Origin of the sequence: Olsenella uli (assembly GCF_901212655.1) — a bacterium.
In the GTDB taxonomy this organism is placed as follows: domain Bacteria; phylum Actinomycetota; class Coriobacteriia; order Coriobacteriales; family Atopobiaceae; genus Parolsenella; species Parolsenella uli_A.
In genome coordinates, this window is record NZ_CAAKON010000021.1 from 16,915 (window position 1) to 32,513 (window position 15,599).

Below are 15,599 nucleotides of genomic sequence, written 5' to 3' on the forward strand. Positions count from 1 at the left end.
CTCCTCCTATGCAGACTTCCTACGATACACGCGCCTCACCACGAACTCGCTTTCGGGACGATCGCCCGCGGCGATGGCTGTTGCGATAACGGTGACGAGTCGAGCTTCGGGGTTCACGGTCTCGACGCTCGTGACCTTGAACTCACTGTCCGGGCGATCACCGGCCGCGATTGCCGTTGCGATGACGCTCGGAATAGCCCGTTCGTCCTCCGGGACCGGGACAAACGCCGGCACGAGCTCCCACTCGTCATCAGGCTTGGGCGTGGCGCTCGAAGGCGATACCGCCGACGCCGTGCCCTCAGGCTCGGTGTCCCCTCGGCCCCTGCGGAGCCAGGAAAACAGTCCCATGTCTCATCTCCCTCTCATTGCTCTGCCCGTCCCTCGAACACATATGCATATTGGTGTGTCTCGGGCGCCGGGACTCGGTTTGGGGCGAAATGCCCAGATAACCTTGTACGTTTAAATCCTAGGGTCGCTTCTGTTTCTCTCCGTGTTCCTCCTGTGTTCACGCTCCCCTCATGGCATGCAACGTTACAAATAGGCCGTGTAGCTCGTACTTTATGAAACCACAGCGGCCAGGGGGACCATGCCGATGAGACGAAAGGTGACCTCGAATTACCGCTCAAACTCCTGCGAGCGGTCGAAATCCAGCAGTGAGCGGTCGAAATCAATGCCAAACGGTAGGTAATCTCCCGTTAATCCCAATTCATCTGGTCATCTAACTGGGGTTTTAAGAATATTGTTAGCGTCTTGTGTTTTTCCACTGTTCAGAGACTGAAATGAACTCGTTGAACGGAAGTGGGAAGCCCTAATTTGCAGCTCAGGCACTACCGTCCGGCCGAGCCCGCCCACAGCAGGCATGGGGGCCTTTGCGAGCAGCCGCGGCTGAACGGGAACTGTAGGAAAGGGAAAAGGGAGGAAACGTGGTTCTCACCATTCTCGCGTGGGTCATGATTGCGGTGTTCATGTACATCATCATGACCAAAAAGCTCTCGCCGCTGACGGCGCTGGTCATGGTCCCGCTCGTCTTCGCGATCGTCGCCCTTATTGCGGGCGTTGTCCCCGCAAGCGGGTTCGATGACGGCGACGGCGGCACCCTGAGCGCCATCGCCGCGCTCGGTGGATGGGTCAAGAGTGGCATCAAAACGACGTCCAACACGGGCATCATGCTCCTGTTCGCCATCCTGTACTTCTCGATCATGCTGGACGCCGGCATGTTCGACCCCATCACCAAGAAGATGATCATCTTCGCCAAGGGCGACCCCATGAAGGTCCTCATGGCCACGGCCATCGTTGCCGCGTGCGTCTCCCTGAACGGTGACGGCACCACCACGACGCTGATCTGCTGCACGGCCTTCCTGCCGATCTACAAGAAGCTCAATATGAAGATCATGAACCTCGGCGTCCTGGTCATCCTCCAGAACACGATCATGAACCTGCTCCCGTGGGGCGGCCCCACCGCTCGTGCCATGGCCGTCATGAACGTTGGCTCCGAGATCCTCGCCTTCCTGCTTCCGGGCATGCTCATCTCCATCGCCTTCGTCATTGGCGTCGTTGCTCCCACGATGGGCCGCGCCGAGCGCAAGCGCCTTGGTGTCAAGGAGATGACCCCCGAGGAGATTGACGAGCTCACCGCCGTCGACGATCCCGATACCCAGGCCATCCGTCGCCCGAAGCTCTTCTGGTTCAACCTGATCCTCACGATCGTCCTGGTTGCCTGGCTCGTCGCCGGCTCCTTCATCTCCGACATCGAGCTGCCCTCCACGATGCTCTTCATCGTTGGCACCTGCATCGCCCTGCTCGTGAACTACCCGAACCTCAAGGACCAGAGCGCCCGCATCGGCGCCAACGGCGGCGACGCCGTGCAGGTCGTCGTCCTCGTCTTCGCGGCCGGCGTCTTCATGGGCCTCTTCCAGGGTTCCGGCATGGCCGACGCCCTCGCCCAGAGCCTCGTGACCATCATCCCGAAGCAGCTCGGCGGCTTCTGGGGCCTCATCGTTGCCCTCATCTCCGCCCCCGGCACGTTCTTCCTGTCCAACGACGGCTTCTACTTCGGCGTTATGCCCGCGCTTGCCCAGGCTGGTTACGCCTACGGCTTCACGCCGCTGCAGATGGCCCTCGCCTCTCTCATGGGCCAGGCGTTCCACCTGCTCTCCCCGCTCGTTGCCTTCATCTACCTGCTCCTGCGCCTCACCGGCCTGGACATGGGCGAGTGGCAGCGCACCGCTGGCAAGTGGGCTTGCTGCATCTTCGTGATCTTCTGCGTCACGATCGTGCTCTCCGGCCACATGCCGCTTTACATCGCGCAGTAGCGAGCGCGTAGGCTTCGGCAGGGCCCCACTCCGGACGTTTTATCGCTCCGAGACTTGCCGAAACCGAAGATGGGCACATAATTATGACGCCAGAGACCCGCAGTCATCCCTTTGGCTGCGGGTTTTTCTATGCGGAGGGGACACCATGGATACAGACCGAGTGAACGAGATAATTCGCGAGAACCTCGACCTGGACAGGAACGAGCCGCTCAAGGACGTGCTGTACGACTGCTTCCGACAGACGGTCGTGCTCGGCAAGCTTCCCGCGGGCACGCAGATCAACGAGGAGCGCCTCTCCAAGTCCCTTCACATCAGCCGCACGCCCATCCGAATCGCACTGGACCGCCTCGCGGGCGAGTACCTCGTGCGCCGCGTGCCGGGCTCCGGCGTGCTGGTGCTGGGCATCAGCCTGCGCGACGCCGAGGAGATGTACGAGATCAGAAATGCCCTCGAGCCGCTGGCGTTCGTTAAGGCCGCACACAACATGGCCGACGAAGACTTCGAGAAGATGCGCCTTTTGCTCGAGAGCGGCGAGCAGAGCAATGCCGGCGCCGACGTCGATGCCGTGGTGAACAACTTCGGCGACTTCAACGAGATGGTCTTCAGCTACGCTCACATGGCGCGCCTCCAGGGCATCTTAGACAGCATCGCGGTCTACCTGCGCTACTTCCGCAACACCGCGATTCGCCAGAGCGACAGGCGCGACATCGCGCTCAAAGAGCACTGGAACATCTACCTAGCCATGCGCTTTGGCGGCGACGAGAAGATCGCCGACGAGGTCAAGAAGCACCTCCTCAACAACTACCGCTTCGTCACCAAGGCCATGCGCTCCCTCGGCATCTCCTAATGTCCGTGGGGACAGACCCTCTTGCAAGTTTTAAAACTAACGGATAGGCAGCACCATGCTCAACACCCTTGAGGCCGCAGACGCCGTGGCCAGACTCGCCGTCTGCGCGCTCGTGCGCGAGGTCACGCTTACGCCCAAGCCGGGCCTCGTGGACGAGCGAAGCAACGGTGCCCATTCGGACATGGACGTCACCACGTTTTTCGCGAGCGCCGTGGCCTTGAAGCCGCACTTTGTTGCGTGCGCGAGGCTGGGCCTGGCGCATGGCGGCAATCCCGTCGACGCCGAGTTCGTCCGCGACCTGCGCTGCATTGGTCGAGAGGCAGAGCTCGACATGTTCGACGCCACGAACGGCGTCAACACGCACAAGGGCGCCAACTACTCGCTCTCGCTCATGCTTGCCGCCACGGGAATGGAGCTCGCGCAGGGCGCGCCGCTCCCGTTTGGCCCCGAACGCTCCGCGCACGTGCTCGAATCCGTCTCCCAGATTGGCAAGGCCGTGCTCGACGAGGACCTTACGCGCGTGAGGGAGCGCAAAGATGCGGGCGAGCCGCTCACACACGGCGAGGCACTATTTCTCGAGCGGGGAACGACGGGTATCAGGGGCGAGGCCGCGGCGGGCTATCCGGCCCTGCGCGACATCCTGCTCCCCTACCTGCGCACGAGGAGTGACGGTGACTCCTCGGACACGCTCCTTCGCGCGATGGTGCGCCTGATGGCCACCCTGGAGGACACGAACCTGCTGCACCGAGGCGGCACCGAGGGTCTCAGCTGGGCGCAGGCCCAGGCAACGCGCGTTCGCGACCTCGACCTCGGACACTCAGAGCTCGTGCGAGAGCTGAGGCGTCTGGACGCCGAGTTCACGCGGCGCAACCTCAGCCCGGGCGGAACCGCTGACCTCATCTCCCTGGGCATCTACTTCGCCCTTCTCGAGGGCCTCATGTAGCAGCAAGCCAGTGTTAGAAAACTTGCAAAAGGGCCCGTCCCCACATGCAAGTTAGAAGAGCTTGCGAAGGAAGCTGAGGAGGGCCTCACGGTTGTTGGGGACGTGGCCGGCGATCACGGCATCGAGGGCGGCGCGCAGCGCATCGCCGACGGCAGGCCCGGGCGCAATGTCGCAGGCGCTCATGACATCGCCGCCACTCACGGCCAAATCCCCCATGCTCCAGCAGCCGCCCTCGGCTACGATACGCCTGAACAGCCGCTCGTGCCCGTTCAGCTCGGTGGCGTAGGCACGGCACTGGGGAGCCTTGGCGATGGCATCGGACCGCCTGAGGTCGAACATCTCGTGCATGAGCTCCACCACCTCGGCCCTCGTGCGCAAACCGCTCCTGCGGGCCAGGTCGGCAACGAGCCTGAGCTCAGAGGGCGCGCTTGCCTTCATGGGCCTGTCGTGTAGGCGGACGAGTGCCACGATTTGCCTCGAAAGCTCGAGCGGGATTGCCAGCTCGCGAAGGATGTGCACGCTCATGACGGCCCCCTCGTGGGGATGGCCATAGAAGTGCCCTTGGCCGTTGACATCAACCGTGAAGCAGGCCGGCTTGCCGATGTCGTGCAAGAGCGCCGCCCAGCGAAGCCGTTCGCTCACCACACCGCCCGCGAAGCACTCGATCCCGGCAACCACGCGAGCCGTGTGCTCGAGCGCGTCATAGCTGTGGTAGGGGCTGCGCTGCGCGAAGCCCCGCATTCGCCCAATGGCGGGAATGGCGGCGGCCATGACCTCGAACTCATTCCTAAGAGCCCAGGCACAGCGACCGGAGTTCACGATGCCCCGAAGCTCGGCGCCCACGCGCTCACGCGCCACATGCGCAAGCTCGGGCGCCGCATCCACGAGCGCGCGCTGCGTGCCCGGCTCAATCGCGAAGCCAAGACGGCACGCAAACCGCACCGCGCGCAGCACGCGCAGCGCATCCTCGCCAAAGCGCACGGCGGGCTCCCCCACCGCACGAATAACGCCGAGCTCAAGGTCCTCGCGCCCGCCAAAGGGGTCGAGGAGCCCTCGCTCCGGATGCCACGCCATGGCGTTCACCGTGAAGTCGCGACGCGCGAGGTCCTCGCGAACGTCCGTCACGAAGGTCACAGAATCCGGGTGTCGCTGGTCTGTGTAGGCACCGTCGATGCGATACGTCGTGGTCTCGACCGGCCTGCCGCCCACCACGGCGGTCACCGTGCCGTGCTGGATGCCGGTCTCGTGGGCCTCGATGCCTGCCGCCTCGAGCGCCCGCTCGGTCTGCTGCCACGTGGCGCTCGTGCACACGTCGACGTCGTGCGCGGACTCGCCGCGGAGGGCGTCGCGCACCCAGCCGCCCACAAACCAAGCCTCGTGACCGGCCGCCTCGAGCGCGCGGAGCACCGCAAGCCCATACGCAGGCGCAAGCGTGGGGTCAATGTGTCTGGCAATCTGGCAGTGCGTGGGCACGGTTCCCTCCCTCATACGATTCTTCGCAGTATAGCGTGAGCAATGGAGGCGAGTTGCGCGCCAGCACCCGCGAGTCGCCCACCAGACCCTTGCAAGCAGCACGGCAGGCCGCGACGGAGAGTTCCAGCCCGACGGCACGTGAATGCACAGACTCAACCGGGCGGAAGCCGCACAAGACCCCGTGGCGCAGGCCCGGCATCCGAAGCGATGTCCGAAATGCGTGCTACCCTGTTCCACGTCATACGCAGCCTCGCCTTGGGCGTAAGGCCCTCGCGAGAGTCGGCCCCTCCAGGGCCTTCAAGGAGGAACGAATGGATGAGATGAAGTCGGTCACCCTCGGCGACCTTGCAGAGGCCCGAGAGCAATTCGCAAGCGAGCGCGCAAACGTTGTGGCGAAGAACGCCGTCACCGCCCAGGGCATCCGCCAGGTGGCGCGCGTGCCCGAGGCCGTTGCCGCCAATACCGGCACGTTTGACGTCGAGGTCCGCCAGGGCAAGCGCTGCGACCAGAAGCGCTCCGGCCGCTGCTGGATGTTCGCGAGCCTCAACACCATGCGCACGCGCATCATCGAGCGCTATAACCTCAAGACCTACGAGCTCTCCCAGGCCTACCCCCTGTTCTACGACAAGGTCGAGAAGAGCAACTGGTTCTTTGAGAACATCCTCGACACGCTGGACGAGCCCCTCGACGGCCGTCTGATGGCCCACCTGCTCGCCGACCCCATCTCCGACGGCGGCCAATGGGACATGTTCCGCGCCCTCGTGGAGAAGTACGGCGTATGCCCCAAGGAGGCCATGCCCGAGACGGCCTGCTCCTCCAACACCCAGGAGATGGACCGCTACCTCACCCGCTACCTGCGCGGTGCCGCCAAGCGCCTGCGCGAGAGCCACGCCGCCGGCGTTGGCGCCGACGACCTGCGCGCCATGAAGAAGGAGATGATGGGCGAGGTAACGAGCCTGCTCATCACCTGCCTCGGCGAGCCGCCCCAGAGCTTCGACGTGCGTGTGCGCGACAAGGACGATGGCCTCGTGCTCACCGGCACCTACACGCCCCAGGAGTTCTTCAAGAAGGTCGTCGACATGCCGGTTGCGGACTACGTGAGCATCATCTCCGCGCCCACGGCTGACAAGCCCTTCGGCCACACCTACACGGTGAGCCGCCTCGGCAACGTGGTCGAGGCCGGCGGCGTCCGCTACCTCAACCTCCCCATCGATCGCCTCAAGTCCCTCGCGATCGCGCAGCTCCAGGCTGGCCTGCCCGTGTGGTTTGGCTGCGACGTTGCCCAGAGCTATATCTCCAAGGAGGGCATCATGGACACAGCCGCGCTCGACGTCGACGGCCTGTTCGGCTTCCCCGTGGAGGGCTGCATGAGCCGCGCCGAGCGTCTCGACTACGGCGAGAGCCTCATGACGCACGCCATGGTGCTCGAGGGCGTCAACCTCGACGCTGAGGGCAAGCCCACGCTGTGGAAGGTCGAGAACAGCTGGGGTGACGAGCGCGGCAAGGACGGGTTTGACTCCATCACGGACGCCTGGTTCGACCAGTACGTCTACCAGGTGGTAGTTGACAAGCGCTTCCTCGCCGGGGACGAACGCAAGACCTTCGAGACCGAGGAGGCCCACGTGCTGGCGCCGTGGGACCCGATGGGCTCGCTCGCCCGCTAGCTGCAGCGGATTGAGAAGAGAGGAGCGTCAATGACTCGAGAGGTAATTCCGGGCGCGGTGCTTGAGCAAGGCCGCGTCAACGGGCTTACGGCGGAGTTTGGCTCCAAGCGTGCCAACCGCATCGCGCGCAACGCCGTCACCTCGGCAGACGTCAACAAGGCGGCGCGCAACCCCGTGACCATGCGCACCTACACGGACACCTTTGGCGTGAGCCTCAAGAGCGCCAAGACCGTCACCAACCAGCGACAGAGCGGCCGTTGCTGGCTATTCTCCACGCTTAACGTGCTGCGGGCCCGTGCGATGACGACGCTCGACGTCGAGGACTTCGAGTTCTCCCAGGCCTTTGGGATGTTCTACGATAAGCTAGAGAAGGCGAACTCCTTCCTCAACAACATCATCGAGACGGCCGAGCTGCCCTGGGACGACCGCACGGTCACGTTCCTGCTCGGGAGCGGCACGGCTGCCATGGACGGCGGCGAGTGGTCCTTCGCGGCAAGCCTCATCGAGAAGTGGGGCGCCGTGCCCAAGGCCGTCATGCCAGAGACGGCTTGCACGAAGAACTCGGCCCAGATGGATGCCACGCTCGCCCGCCTGCTGCACAAAGACGCCGTCGAGCTGCGCCGACTCGTGGCATCCGGCGAAGACGAAACGGGCATCACGGCCGCGCGCGAGGCCATGCTCGCCGACGTCCACCGCGTGCTGTGCGCCTGCCTGGGCGAGCCGCCCGTGACCTTTGACCTCGAGATGGCCGTTGGCCCCAAGGCGCAGCTGCCCGAGGACAAGCTCGCGCCCGCGCTTCCCGCCCGGCCCGGAGACGACGAGAAGCCTCGTCGTATCCTGCGTGAGCGAGGCGTCACCCCACGCGAGTTCGTCGAGCGCTACGTTGGCTTTGACGCCAACGACTATGTGGAACTCGTGCACGTGCCGGCCACCGGGCTCGAGCTTGCCCACGCCTACGGCGTCCGCCACATGGACACCGTCGCCGGAGGCCATCCCATGCGCTTCCTCAACGTGGAACCCGAGGTCGTGGAGGCCGCGGCCGTGGCGTCGCTCAAGGAGGGCGTGCCCTGCTACATGGCGTGCGACGTCATGCAGGAGTTCGGGCGAAGGTTGGAGGACTTTCCCGGCACCCTCGCCCTTGACACGATGGACCGCGAGGGGCTCTTTGGCGTGAGCCTCGGCATGACGCGCGCCGAGATGCTCGACTCTCGCGAGACCTGCTTCACGCACGCCATGACGTTCCAGGGAGTGGAGCTTGACGAGGGCGGCCATGCATGCGCCTGGCGCGTGGAGAACAGCTGGGGAAAGGAATCCTGCAAGGACGGGTACCTCATCATGAGTGCCGACTGGAACCGGCTCTATGGCGGAGATGTGGTAGTGGAGCGCCGGTTCGTGCCGGAGGATACGCTTAAGCTCTGGGACGAGGCGCCGCTCGAGTACACCGAGCCGTGGGGCGTTCTCGCCGCGGCCATGGGCATCGGCCGCGAGTAACAAGCGCCCGCGGGGACGGGCACAACCAGCCGAGAGGAGATACCTTATGAAGCAGCACAAGTTTTGGGCCATCGCGGCGATGGCCTGCATGGTCATGTGCATGGTCACGGGCAAGAAGCACGTGTAGCACGGCCTGGGTAAAACACATCACCCCTGCGAAGCGGGAGTCTCGTTTTCCCTTAATTTGGACGAGGCTCCCGTTTTGTTGCGTGTCCTTTCGTCAGGTTCGCACGTGCGTGATACCATGCCGTGCGGAACAACGACCGGGCACGCAGGCACAAACGCGCCCCAGAACAGGAGCCCCCGATGAACGTACCCCAGGCACTCGAGCATGCGAACGCCTTCTTCTTCCCCGAGCTCGTCTATGGCAGCGGCTTTGGCGCCATGGACTCCGAGCGCCAGAAGAACGAGGAGGCCATGCAGACGCTGCGCGAGGAGTTCGCCAAGAACGACAATCCCCCGTTTACGTATGACGTCATCCGCGACCTCGCAGACCGCAACCGCGACCTCGTGGACCAGATGGGCACGGAGCGCCTCAACAACGTGCGAGACTCCAGCCTCGCCCGCGGCATGAGTGACGACGACCTCTGCGGCCAGGTGGCGGCGCTGCAGAAGCGCAAGAAGTCCACGGTCATCCGCGAGGTTGGCGGCGACCGCAACAATCTCGGTGTTGCCTACGTCACCAAGCCCATCAAGGGCACCATCCTCGGCATCGACATCGAGACCACTGACCGTTACCCAGACCGTGGGTACATCATCAACGTGGGCTTCGAGCTCATGGACCTCGGCCCGGACACCGTGCCCTATGACCCCGAGGTCTATTTCTGCGGCCTGCCCGAGATGTACCGCGAGAAGGGCGTGCCCCTGGAGCGCATCCACCACATCACCTGGGCGGACGTCGACGGCAAGACGCCCTTCCGTCAGAACAAGGCTCTGCAGGCCAAGATTCTCAAGCTCATGAAGAAGTACCCGTTCATGGCCCACAACGCCGCGTTCGAGGACAGCTGGTTCACCCTGCACCTCGATGGCTACGCCGAGGCACGCAAGGCCGGCAAGATTGTGCCCATCGACTCGCGCGACATCTGCCGTCAGCTCGACCCCGAGGTCAAGACCTTGCCGCGTGAGTCCAGCCCGGCCGCGCTCGAAAACTGGGCGCGCCGCCGTGGCACGCTGCGGGCCAGCGAGAATGAGGTGCACCAGGGCCTCGACGACACCGAGCTCATGCTAAAGACCGTACAGGCCGAGTTCGACGCCCGCAACTGCTTCAAGACCGCGTAGCTTCCAGCAGGAGCCGACCAGAGGAGCCATAAGCGCAAGCATTGGCCTCGCCAAGGCCTGCGCAACGCCGCTCGCACGTCCTAGCAACCCGCTCACCAGAGCTGACAGAAATCTCACCTGGCACACCATCGCCGGTGCGCCAGCCTGACCGAAACCTCTGCCACCACACCAATCGGGAAGTCACCATGAGGGCTCTGCTGAGCGACCTTGATAGCGCCACCCTCGAGCAATTGGGGGTGGCGTCTGAATTTGACGTCATATACGCCAGGGAGGAACTCGAGCGCGGCCATGCCTGCAGGGGATGCTTCGGCTGCTGGGTAACCTCGCCAGGCACCTGTGTCATGCGAGATGGGCTCGAGCAGCTCGGCCGCCTCCTTGGTACGGCGGACGAGCTCGTCGTGGTAAGCCGCAACACCCATGGAGGATTCAGCTCCCTCGTGAAGCGCGGGCTTGACCGGACGCTTCCCTACCTACATCCCTGCTTTCGCATCGTTGACGGGGAGCTCCACCATCGCATGCGCTATGACGGCTCGCTGCGCTCCGGTGGCACCGGAACAAGGCTTCGCGAGCGAATTGTCCTCTACGGTCCAAGCACCCCATCCGAGCGCGAGGGATTCCTCGCAACAGCCGCCGCAAGCCAGCTCAACCAAGACACGGACATCAGGGGCGTCTGGTTCTGCGAAGACACCCTCGACATACCCGCCTGCCTCACCGAGAGCGAGATGCCCTTCAGAGCTGGGCGGAGAGGCGCAGGCGACGTACTCAAGGCCTCTCCCCTTGAGCTCGAGGAGGGTGCGCGGCAACATAGCAGGCAGCCGCATTGCCCCACGCGCATCGGGCTCATCCACGGAAGTCCCCGAGGTGCACAAAGCGCAACCCACGCGCTGCTCGAGGACTTCTCGGACGCCCTCGCGGCCTACGACCGGCTTGGCGGCGCGAGCAAGGCCCCGCGCGCGACGGTCCGCTTCAGGAGCCTGCCCTCAGGCGTGCTCGCGCTCGCAGAAGACGGCGGTGGCCGGGGGACGGCAGGCAGGCCCATGGTGGCAGAAGCCACGACGGAGCCGGCCGCAGCGGAGCTCTCCCGCTGCGATGCCATCGTCATCGCCTATCCGCTCTACATGGACGCCCTGCCGTCCAACCTCCTGGCAACGCTCGACCAGCTGTGCGCAACGAAGGCAATCGCACGAGGCACCCGCATCTATGCCATCTCCAACCTCGGGTTTTATGAGCCTGAGCAAATCATGACGTCATTTGCGGTGCTGAGGAACTGGTGCGAGGCGACGGGAGCCACCTGGAGCGGTGGGCTTGCCGTGGGCGCCGGCGGCATGCTGCCCAAGGTTGCCGACACGCCCCGGATGGGCGCCCTGCGCAGGGCCACCTCCGAGGCCATGGACAGGCTCATCGTTGCCGTACGCTCCGGCCTTTCCGTCTCCGAGTCGGCGAAGTTCGCGGACGAGCGTAGACGGGCCGCCGAGCTTGCGGAGCTGAACGTCATTGCGACTCGCTGCGCGCTTCCGCGCATCGCGTACAGGGCCGTGGTCGAGCTCGGCTGGCACGCCGGATGCAAAAAGGCGGACACCGACATCAACGCGGCACCCGCCTTCAGCCTCGATTCCCGTTAGGTGCGCAGCAGGTAGCGCACCTCATACGGGGCAATTTCAAGCGAGCCGCCAAGCTCCACCGACTCCCCCGCCTGGACGTCACCAGACCCAAGGAGCTCGACGAAGGTGCCGTTGAGCTCACCCGCATTGAACGTAAGCGAATCACCCACGGCATTCACGGCAACGAGCACGCATGCGTCGTCACACGCCCGCTCGAAGAGCAGCTGCTTATTCTGGATCACCACGTTGCGGTAGGCCCCATAGCAGAGCGCACGCTCCACACGAACGGCCGCGTCGGCAGACACGCCCTCGGCATGGCCGCCACGCACGGCAACGAGCGACCGTACGAAGCCCGAGAGCTCGTTGTCGACCGGGACCTCAAAGGCCGGGCGCAAGTCGAAGTCATCATGCGCGCCCTTAGTGCCCGTGGCGCCCCACTCGCTGCCGTAGTACACGCACGGAATACCCGGCATACCAAAGAGCACGCCGTACGCCGGACGAATGCAAGCCGGGTTGGCAAGGATGCTCGCCAGGCGCGTCACGTCATGGTTGTCGGCAAAGCTCAGCAGATGCATGCCTCGGTAGATGCACCAGGGGTCGCCACCATACTGACGGTGGAGGGAGTGAGCGATCTCGAACAAATTCTGGCTGTTGAAGCTCGAGTAGAGTCCCTTGTAGCACTCGTAGTTGGTGCAGGAGTGCAGCATACCGTCGCTCACGATCTGGTTGTAGTCACCGTGGAGCGTCTCGCCGATGAGGACGAAGTCGCCACCAAGACGCGCGGGCGCGGCGCCAGGCTCAAAGCGCCCGAGGTCCTCAGCCGCACTCTCAGGCACCTCGACCGAGAGCCCGTTGGCCAGCTCACGGAGCCGATGCATGAAGTCACGGTCCAGGCTGTAGGCCACGTCCAGCCGCAGCCCATCGATGCCAAAGCCATGCACCCAGCCGCGCACGCAGCCCAACAGGTAGTCAACGACGGCCGGATTGCGCAGGTTGAGCTTGACGAGCTCAAAATGGCCCTCCCATCCCTCGTACCAGAAGCCGTCGTTGTAGTTGGAGTTTCCGTCGAAGCTGATGATGAACCAGTCCTTGTACGGAGAGTCCCACTTCTTCTCCTGGACGTCGCGGAAAGCCCAGAAGCCGCGACCCACGTGGTTGAAGACCGCGTCGAGCACCACGCGAACGCCCCGCCCGTGCAACGAGCGCACCACATCGGCAAAGTCGGCGTTGGAGCCAAGACGCCGGTCGAGGCACGTGAGATCACGCGTGTCGTAGCCATGGGAGTCGCTCTCGAACACCGGGTTCAGCAACACGGAGCCAAATCCCATCTTGCCGAGGTACGGGGCCCAATCGGCCACCTTTCGGATGGGGGCTCCGGCACCCTGCGGCGCCGGAGCCCCCTCGCCCACCGGTGCGTTCTCGCGAGGGGCACCGCAAAAGCCAAGCGGATATATCTGGTAGAACGTCGACTCATAAGCCCACATGACATCCTCCGTTCGTCAAACCCGCAGACCGGCAACCCCCACGCCGGCACCGTGCGGGCATGCCCGCCGCTCCCAAAAGCGGAGGGAGAGGGCCGTGCCTCGAACCAGTCCACACCCCTCCAGGCCCACGGCCTACAGGTACTTGCGCCAGTCGTCCTCGCCCTCGTCGTCGTCATCGGGGGCTTCCGCCTGACTGACCTCTGCCTTCGCCTTGGCCTCGGCCGCAGCGGCACGGCTCACATACGGATCGCTGTTCTCCTCGGGGAACTTTGCGAAGGCGTGCTGGAAGTGCTCAAGGTTCTCGTCATGGCGGCCCTTGGGCACGGCAAACGTCACCTGACTGAACGCATGGGTGCCGCTCGCGAGCTCCTCACGGAACATGCGGGCCACCATCCCGGCGTCCCACCCAAAGACGCCGCAGCCAAAGGCGCCCAACAACAGCTTGTCGTGACCGAGCTGATCTGCAATGCCCAGCACGAGGCGAATGCGGCTGCGCATCGAGCGCTCGAGCGTCTTGGCATCGACGTGATACTCCGCACGGGCACGGCGCGAGTTGGGTGCAGACGCCACGATGACGTCGGCATACGAATGGAACCTGTCGCGCTCGAAGCGCACCTTGGGAACCACGACCACACGGTCACGATACAGCTCGCAATTGATGTTGCGGCGCCTGTTCTCGGCGTACCAGCCACCAAATTGCTTCAGCACGTTGTAGAGGAACGACTCGGCGCAAAGGGACTCCTCCTGGGCCATGGTGCCGCGGTCGTAGCCGCCGCCCGGGTAGGTGAAGGAGGCAAAATCGAGCACCGCCAGGTCGCAGGCGCTCGCGATGCCGCGCCCGAGCTCGAGCACGGCACCCACGCTGTCCTGCTCGATCACGGACACCGTGGGTACCACGGCCGCGGCTCCGTCCTTGGGCTTCGGTGCCGCGTCGTAGAAGGTAGCGCCCTTGGCCGAGCGCTCAATCTCGTTTGCGAAGCGGTCGTGCATCTCGGCAGTGTGAGAGACGGCCTGAGCCTTGCGCTCGTCCCTGCGATTATCACGCCCCGCGCGTGTGCGCTCGTCCCTACGACCCCCGCGGCGGGCATTCCTACGCTCGTTCGTGTCAGCCATGAGTATCCCCTCGCGAAGAAAACGGCAGTTAGGCGCATTGTAGAGCCTAAGAGCTGGCTTGTTGAGGACGACAGTTGCCCGCAGCCGCACGCATCCACGCTCAACGCCCTGCGCCCAAGAGCACAAGCAGCCTCTGCACAACTCGACACCTCAGGCTTGTGGCCGATGGTACCGCCCCGAGGAGTGGAGTGCGGCAACGCCCGGGCTCGTGCCGTCCGCCCGCCCGAAACGGCCCGCTCACAGACACGTTGGCCGCCCGAATTGACGATTGGGCCATCATGAGTGGGAAATTCTCCCAACATTGGGAACTTGGACCAACGATATGGAGGACACATGGGTCTGCTGAGCATGATTAAAGGCGTGATTACGAGCACCGGCACCTCGGACAAGCCGATATCGGCCACGTTCGCGACACGCCCGGACACCGTCTACGCCCCCATCACGGGCGTGCTCGTCCCGCTCAAGGAAATCAACGACACCGTCGTCTCCGGGGGACTTCTCGGCGATGGCTACGGCATCCTGCCCTTTGGCTCAAACGTGCTGTACTCCCCGGTCAACGGGCGCGTCGCCGCCACCACCGTCACCAACCACGCCATCGGCATCCTCGGCGAGGGCGGCGTTGAGGTCCTCATCCACATCGGCCTCGGCACGGTGGACATGCAGGGCAAGGGCTTCAGCAGGCTCGTCGAGTCCAACCGCAGCGTAAAGGCCGGCGACCCGCTCATCGTCTTCGACCCGGACGCCATCGAGGCGGCGGGGCACGAGAACGTGGTGATCGTGGCCGTCTCCAACACGGACGACAAGACCTCCGTGGACCACGTGGGCGAGTCCGGCACCCTGCTTGGCGGGCGCCCGCTCGTCAAGCTTGGCGACCCGATTCTGATCGTGAGAAAGTAGCGGCGGCGGCGCATCGCGCGGCGGGTTCGTGCCCAGCGGCGGGTTCGTGCCCATCTGGCGGCTAGGGGGCCAACCGCGCCCTAGGCCACGTGCGCGTCCAGGTAGGCAATGATGTCATCGGACTCGTAGAGCGGCTTGCCATCAATGAACAGGCAGGGGCACTGGACCTTGCCTCCAACTGCCTCGAGGGTCTTGCGTGCCTCCGCGTCCTCGCTGACGTTGCGAACCGGGAGCTCGATGCCGCGGTCCTTCATGAACGTGAGCACCTTGGCGCAGTACGGGCAACCGGTCAGGACAAAGAGCTCATAGACGCTATCCATGGGATTCTCCCTTCATATGGACGCGGGCATGCCCGTATGTGGCATGCCCGCGAACTCACGAGCTTTCGCTACGCATATACCCCGTCAGATGCGAGGGCAAACGAACTGTCCGCGTAGACGGCAGGCAGCCGCGGCTTTCGAGGGAGAGCCATGATCGGCAGCGAGGGCCAAACAAA

Annotated in this window: 13 protein-coding genes; 8 read left to right on the forward strand and 5 right to left on the reverse strand. The window is 64.4% G+C overall.

The features are described 5' to 3' along the window. Positions 1-6: 6 nt before the first annotated feature. Positions 7-348 (reverse strand): hypothetical protein, encoded by a 342-nt coding sequence (locus EFAMC2_RS03795; RefSeq protein ID WP_154027264.1) that lies wholly within the window; start codon positions 346-348, stop codon positions 7-9. A gap of 575 nt (positions 349-923) precedes the next feature. On the opposite strand from EFAMC2_RS03795, the gene EFAMC2_RS03800 reads away from it, so the two are divergent. The 3 genes from EFAMC2_RS03800 to EFAMC2_RS03810 all read left to right on the forward strand — a co-directional run bounded on the left by EFAMC2_RS03800 (position 924) and on the right by EFAMC2_RS03810 (position 4,102). Then, the gene (locus EFAMC2_RS03800; protein ID WP_154027267.1) at positions 924-2,312 is read left to right on the forward strand and encodes a CitMHS family transporter; all 1,389 of its coding nucleotides are present in this window, start codon (positions 924-926) and stop codon (positions 2,310-2,312) included. A gap of 145 nt (positions 2,313-2,457) precedes the next feature. After that, positions 2,458-3,159 (forward strand): GntR family transcriptional regulator, encoded by a 702-nt coding sequence (locus tag EFAMC2_RS03805; protein WP_154027270.1) that lies wholly within the window; start codon positions 2,458-2,460, stop codon positions 3,157-3,159. A 55-nt stretch (positions 3,160-3,214) separates the two neighbouring features. After that, positions 3,215-4,102, forward strand: coding sequence for a triphosphoribosyl-dephospho-CoA synthase (locus tag EFAMC2_RS03810; protein ID WP_154027273.1), 888 nt, complete (start codon positions 3,215-3,217; stop codon positions 4,100-4,102). Between the two features lie 51 nt (positions 4,103-4,153). Here the strand turns inward: EFAMC2_RS03810 and EFAMC2_RS03815 are convergent, their stop codons facing one another. Continuing rightward, positions 4,154-5,590: a CCA tRNA nucleotidyltransferase gene (locus EFAMC2_RS03815; RefSeq protein WP_154027276.1), complete on the reverse strand. Its 1,437-nt coding sequence runs from the start codon at positions 5,588-5,590 to the stop codon at positions 4,154-4,156. Positions 5,591-5,886: 296 nt separating this feature from the next. Here EFAMC2_RS03815 and EFAMC2_RS03820 point away from each other — a divergent pair, with 296 nt between their 5' ends. The 4 genes from EFAMC2_RS03820 to EFAMC2_RS03835 all read left to right on the forward strand — a co-directional run bounded on the left by EFAMC2_RS03820 (position 5,887) and on the right by EFAMC2_RS03835 (position 11,630). Next, entirely contained in the window at positions 5,887-7,239 is a 1,353-nt protein-coding gene (locus EFAMC2_RS03820) for an aminopeptidase C (protein ID WP_154027278.1), read from the forward strand. Between the two features lie 30 nt (positions 7,240-7,269). Next, positions 7,270-8,730 (forward strand): aminopeptidase C, encoded by a 1,461-nt coding sequence (locus EFAMC2_RS03825; protein WP_154027280.1) that lies wholly within the window; start codon positions 7,270-7,272, stop codon positions 8,728-8,730. A 306-nt stretch (positions 8,731-9,036) separates the two neighbouring features. Next, the gene (locus EFAMC2_RS03830; RefSeq protein WP_154027282.1) at positions 9,037-10,008 is read left to right on the forward strand and encodes a 3'-5' exonuclease; all 972 of its coding nucleotides are present in this window, start codon (positions 9,037-9,039) and stop codon (positions 10,006-10,008) included. 185 nt (positions 10,009-10,193) lie between these two features. Then, the gene (locus EFAMC2_RS03835; protein WP_154027284.1) at positions 10,194-11,630 is read left to right on the forward strand and encodes an NAD(P)H-dependent oxidoreductase; all 1,437 of its coding nucleotides are present in this window, start codon (positions 10,194-10,196) and stop codon (positions 11,628-11,630) included. Here the strand turns inward: EFAMC2_RS03835 and EFAMC2_RS03840 are convergent. Together EFAMC2_RS03840 and EFAMC2_RS03845 are read right to left on the reverse strand one after the other, a co-directional pair. Further along, positions 11,627-13,093, reverse strand: a complete 1,467-nt coding sequence (locus EFAMC2_RS03840; protein ID WP_154027286.1) for an alpha-amylase family glycosyl hydrolase — start codon at positions 13,091-13,093, stop codon at positions 11,627-11,629. The two genes, EFAMC2_RS03835 and EFAMC2_RS03840, sit on opposite strands and share 4 nt — an antisense overlap. Before the next feature lie 132 nt (positions 13,094-13,225). Continuing rightward, positions 13,226-14,206, reverse strand: a complete 981-nt coding sequence (locus tag EFAMC2_RS03845) for a TIGR02452 family protein (protein ID WP_154027288.1) — start codon at positions 14,204-14,206, stop codon at positions 13,226-13,228. A 333-nt stretch (positions 14,207-14,539) separates the two neighbouring features. Between EFAMC2_RS03845 and EFAMC2_RS03850 the strand changes: the two genes are divergently transcribed. After that, a complete protein-coding gene (locus tag EFAMC2_RS03850) occupies positions 14,540-15,103 on the forward strand; it encodes a PTS glucose transporter subunit IIA (protein WP_154027290.1) in 564 nt (187 codons plus the stop codon). An 80-nt stretch (positions 15,104-15,183) separates the two neighbouring features. Here the strand turns inward: EFAMC2_RS03850 and EFAMC2_RS03855 are convergent, their stop codons facing one another. Continuing rightward, positions 15,184-15,423, reverse strand: coding sequence for a glutaredoxin family protein (locus EFAMC2_RS03855; RefSeq protein ID WP_154027292.1), 240 nt, complete (start codon positions 15,421-15,423; stop codon positions 15,184-15,186). Positions 15,424-15,599: the final 176 nt, after the last annotated feature.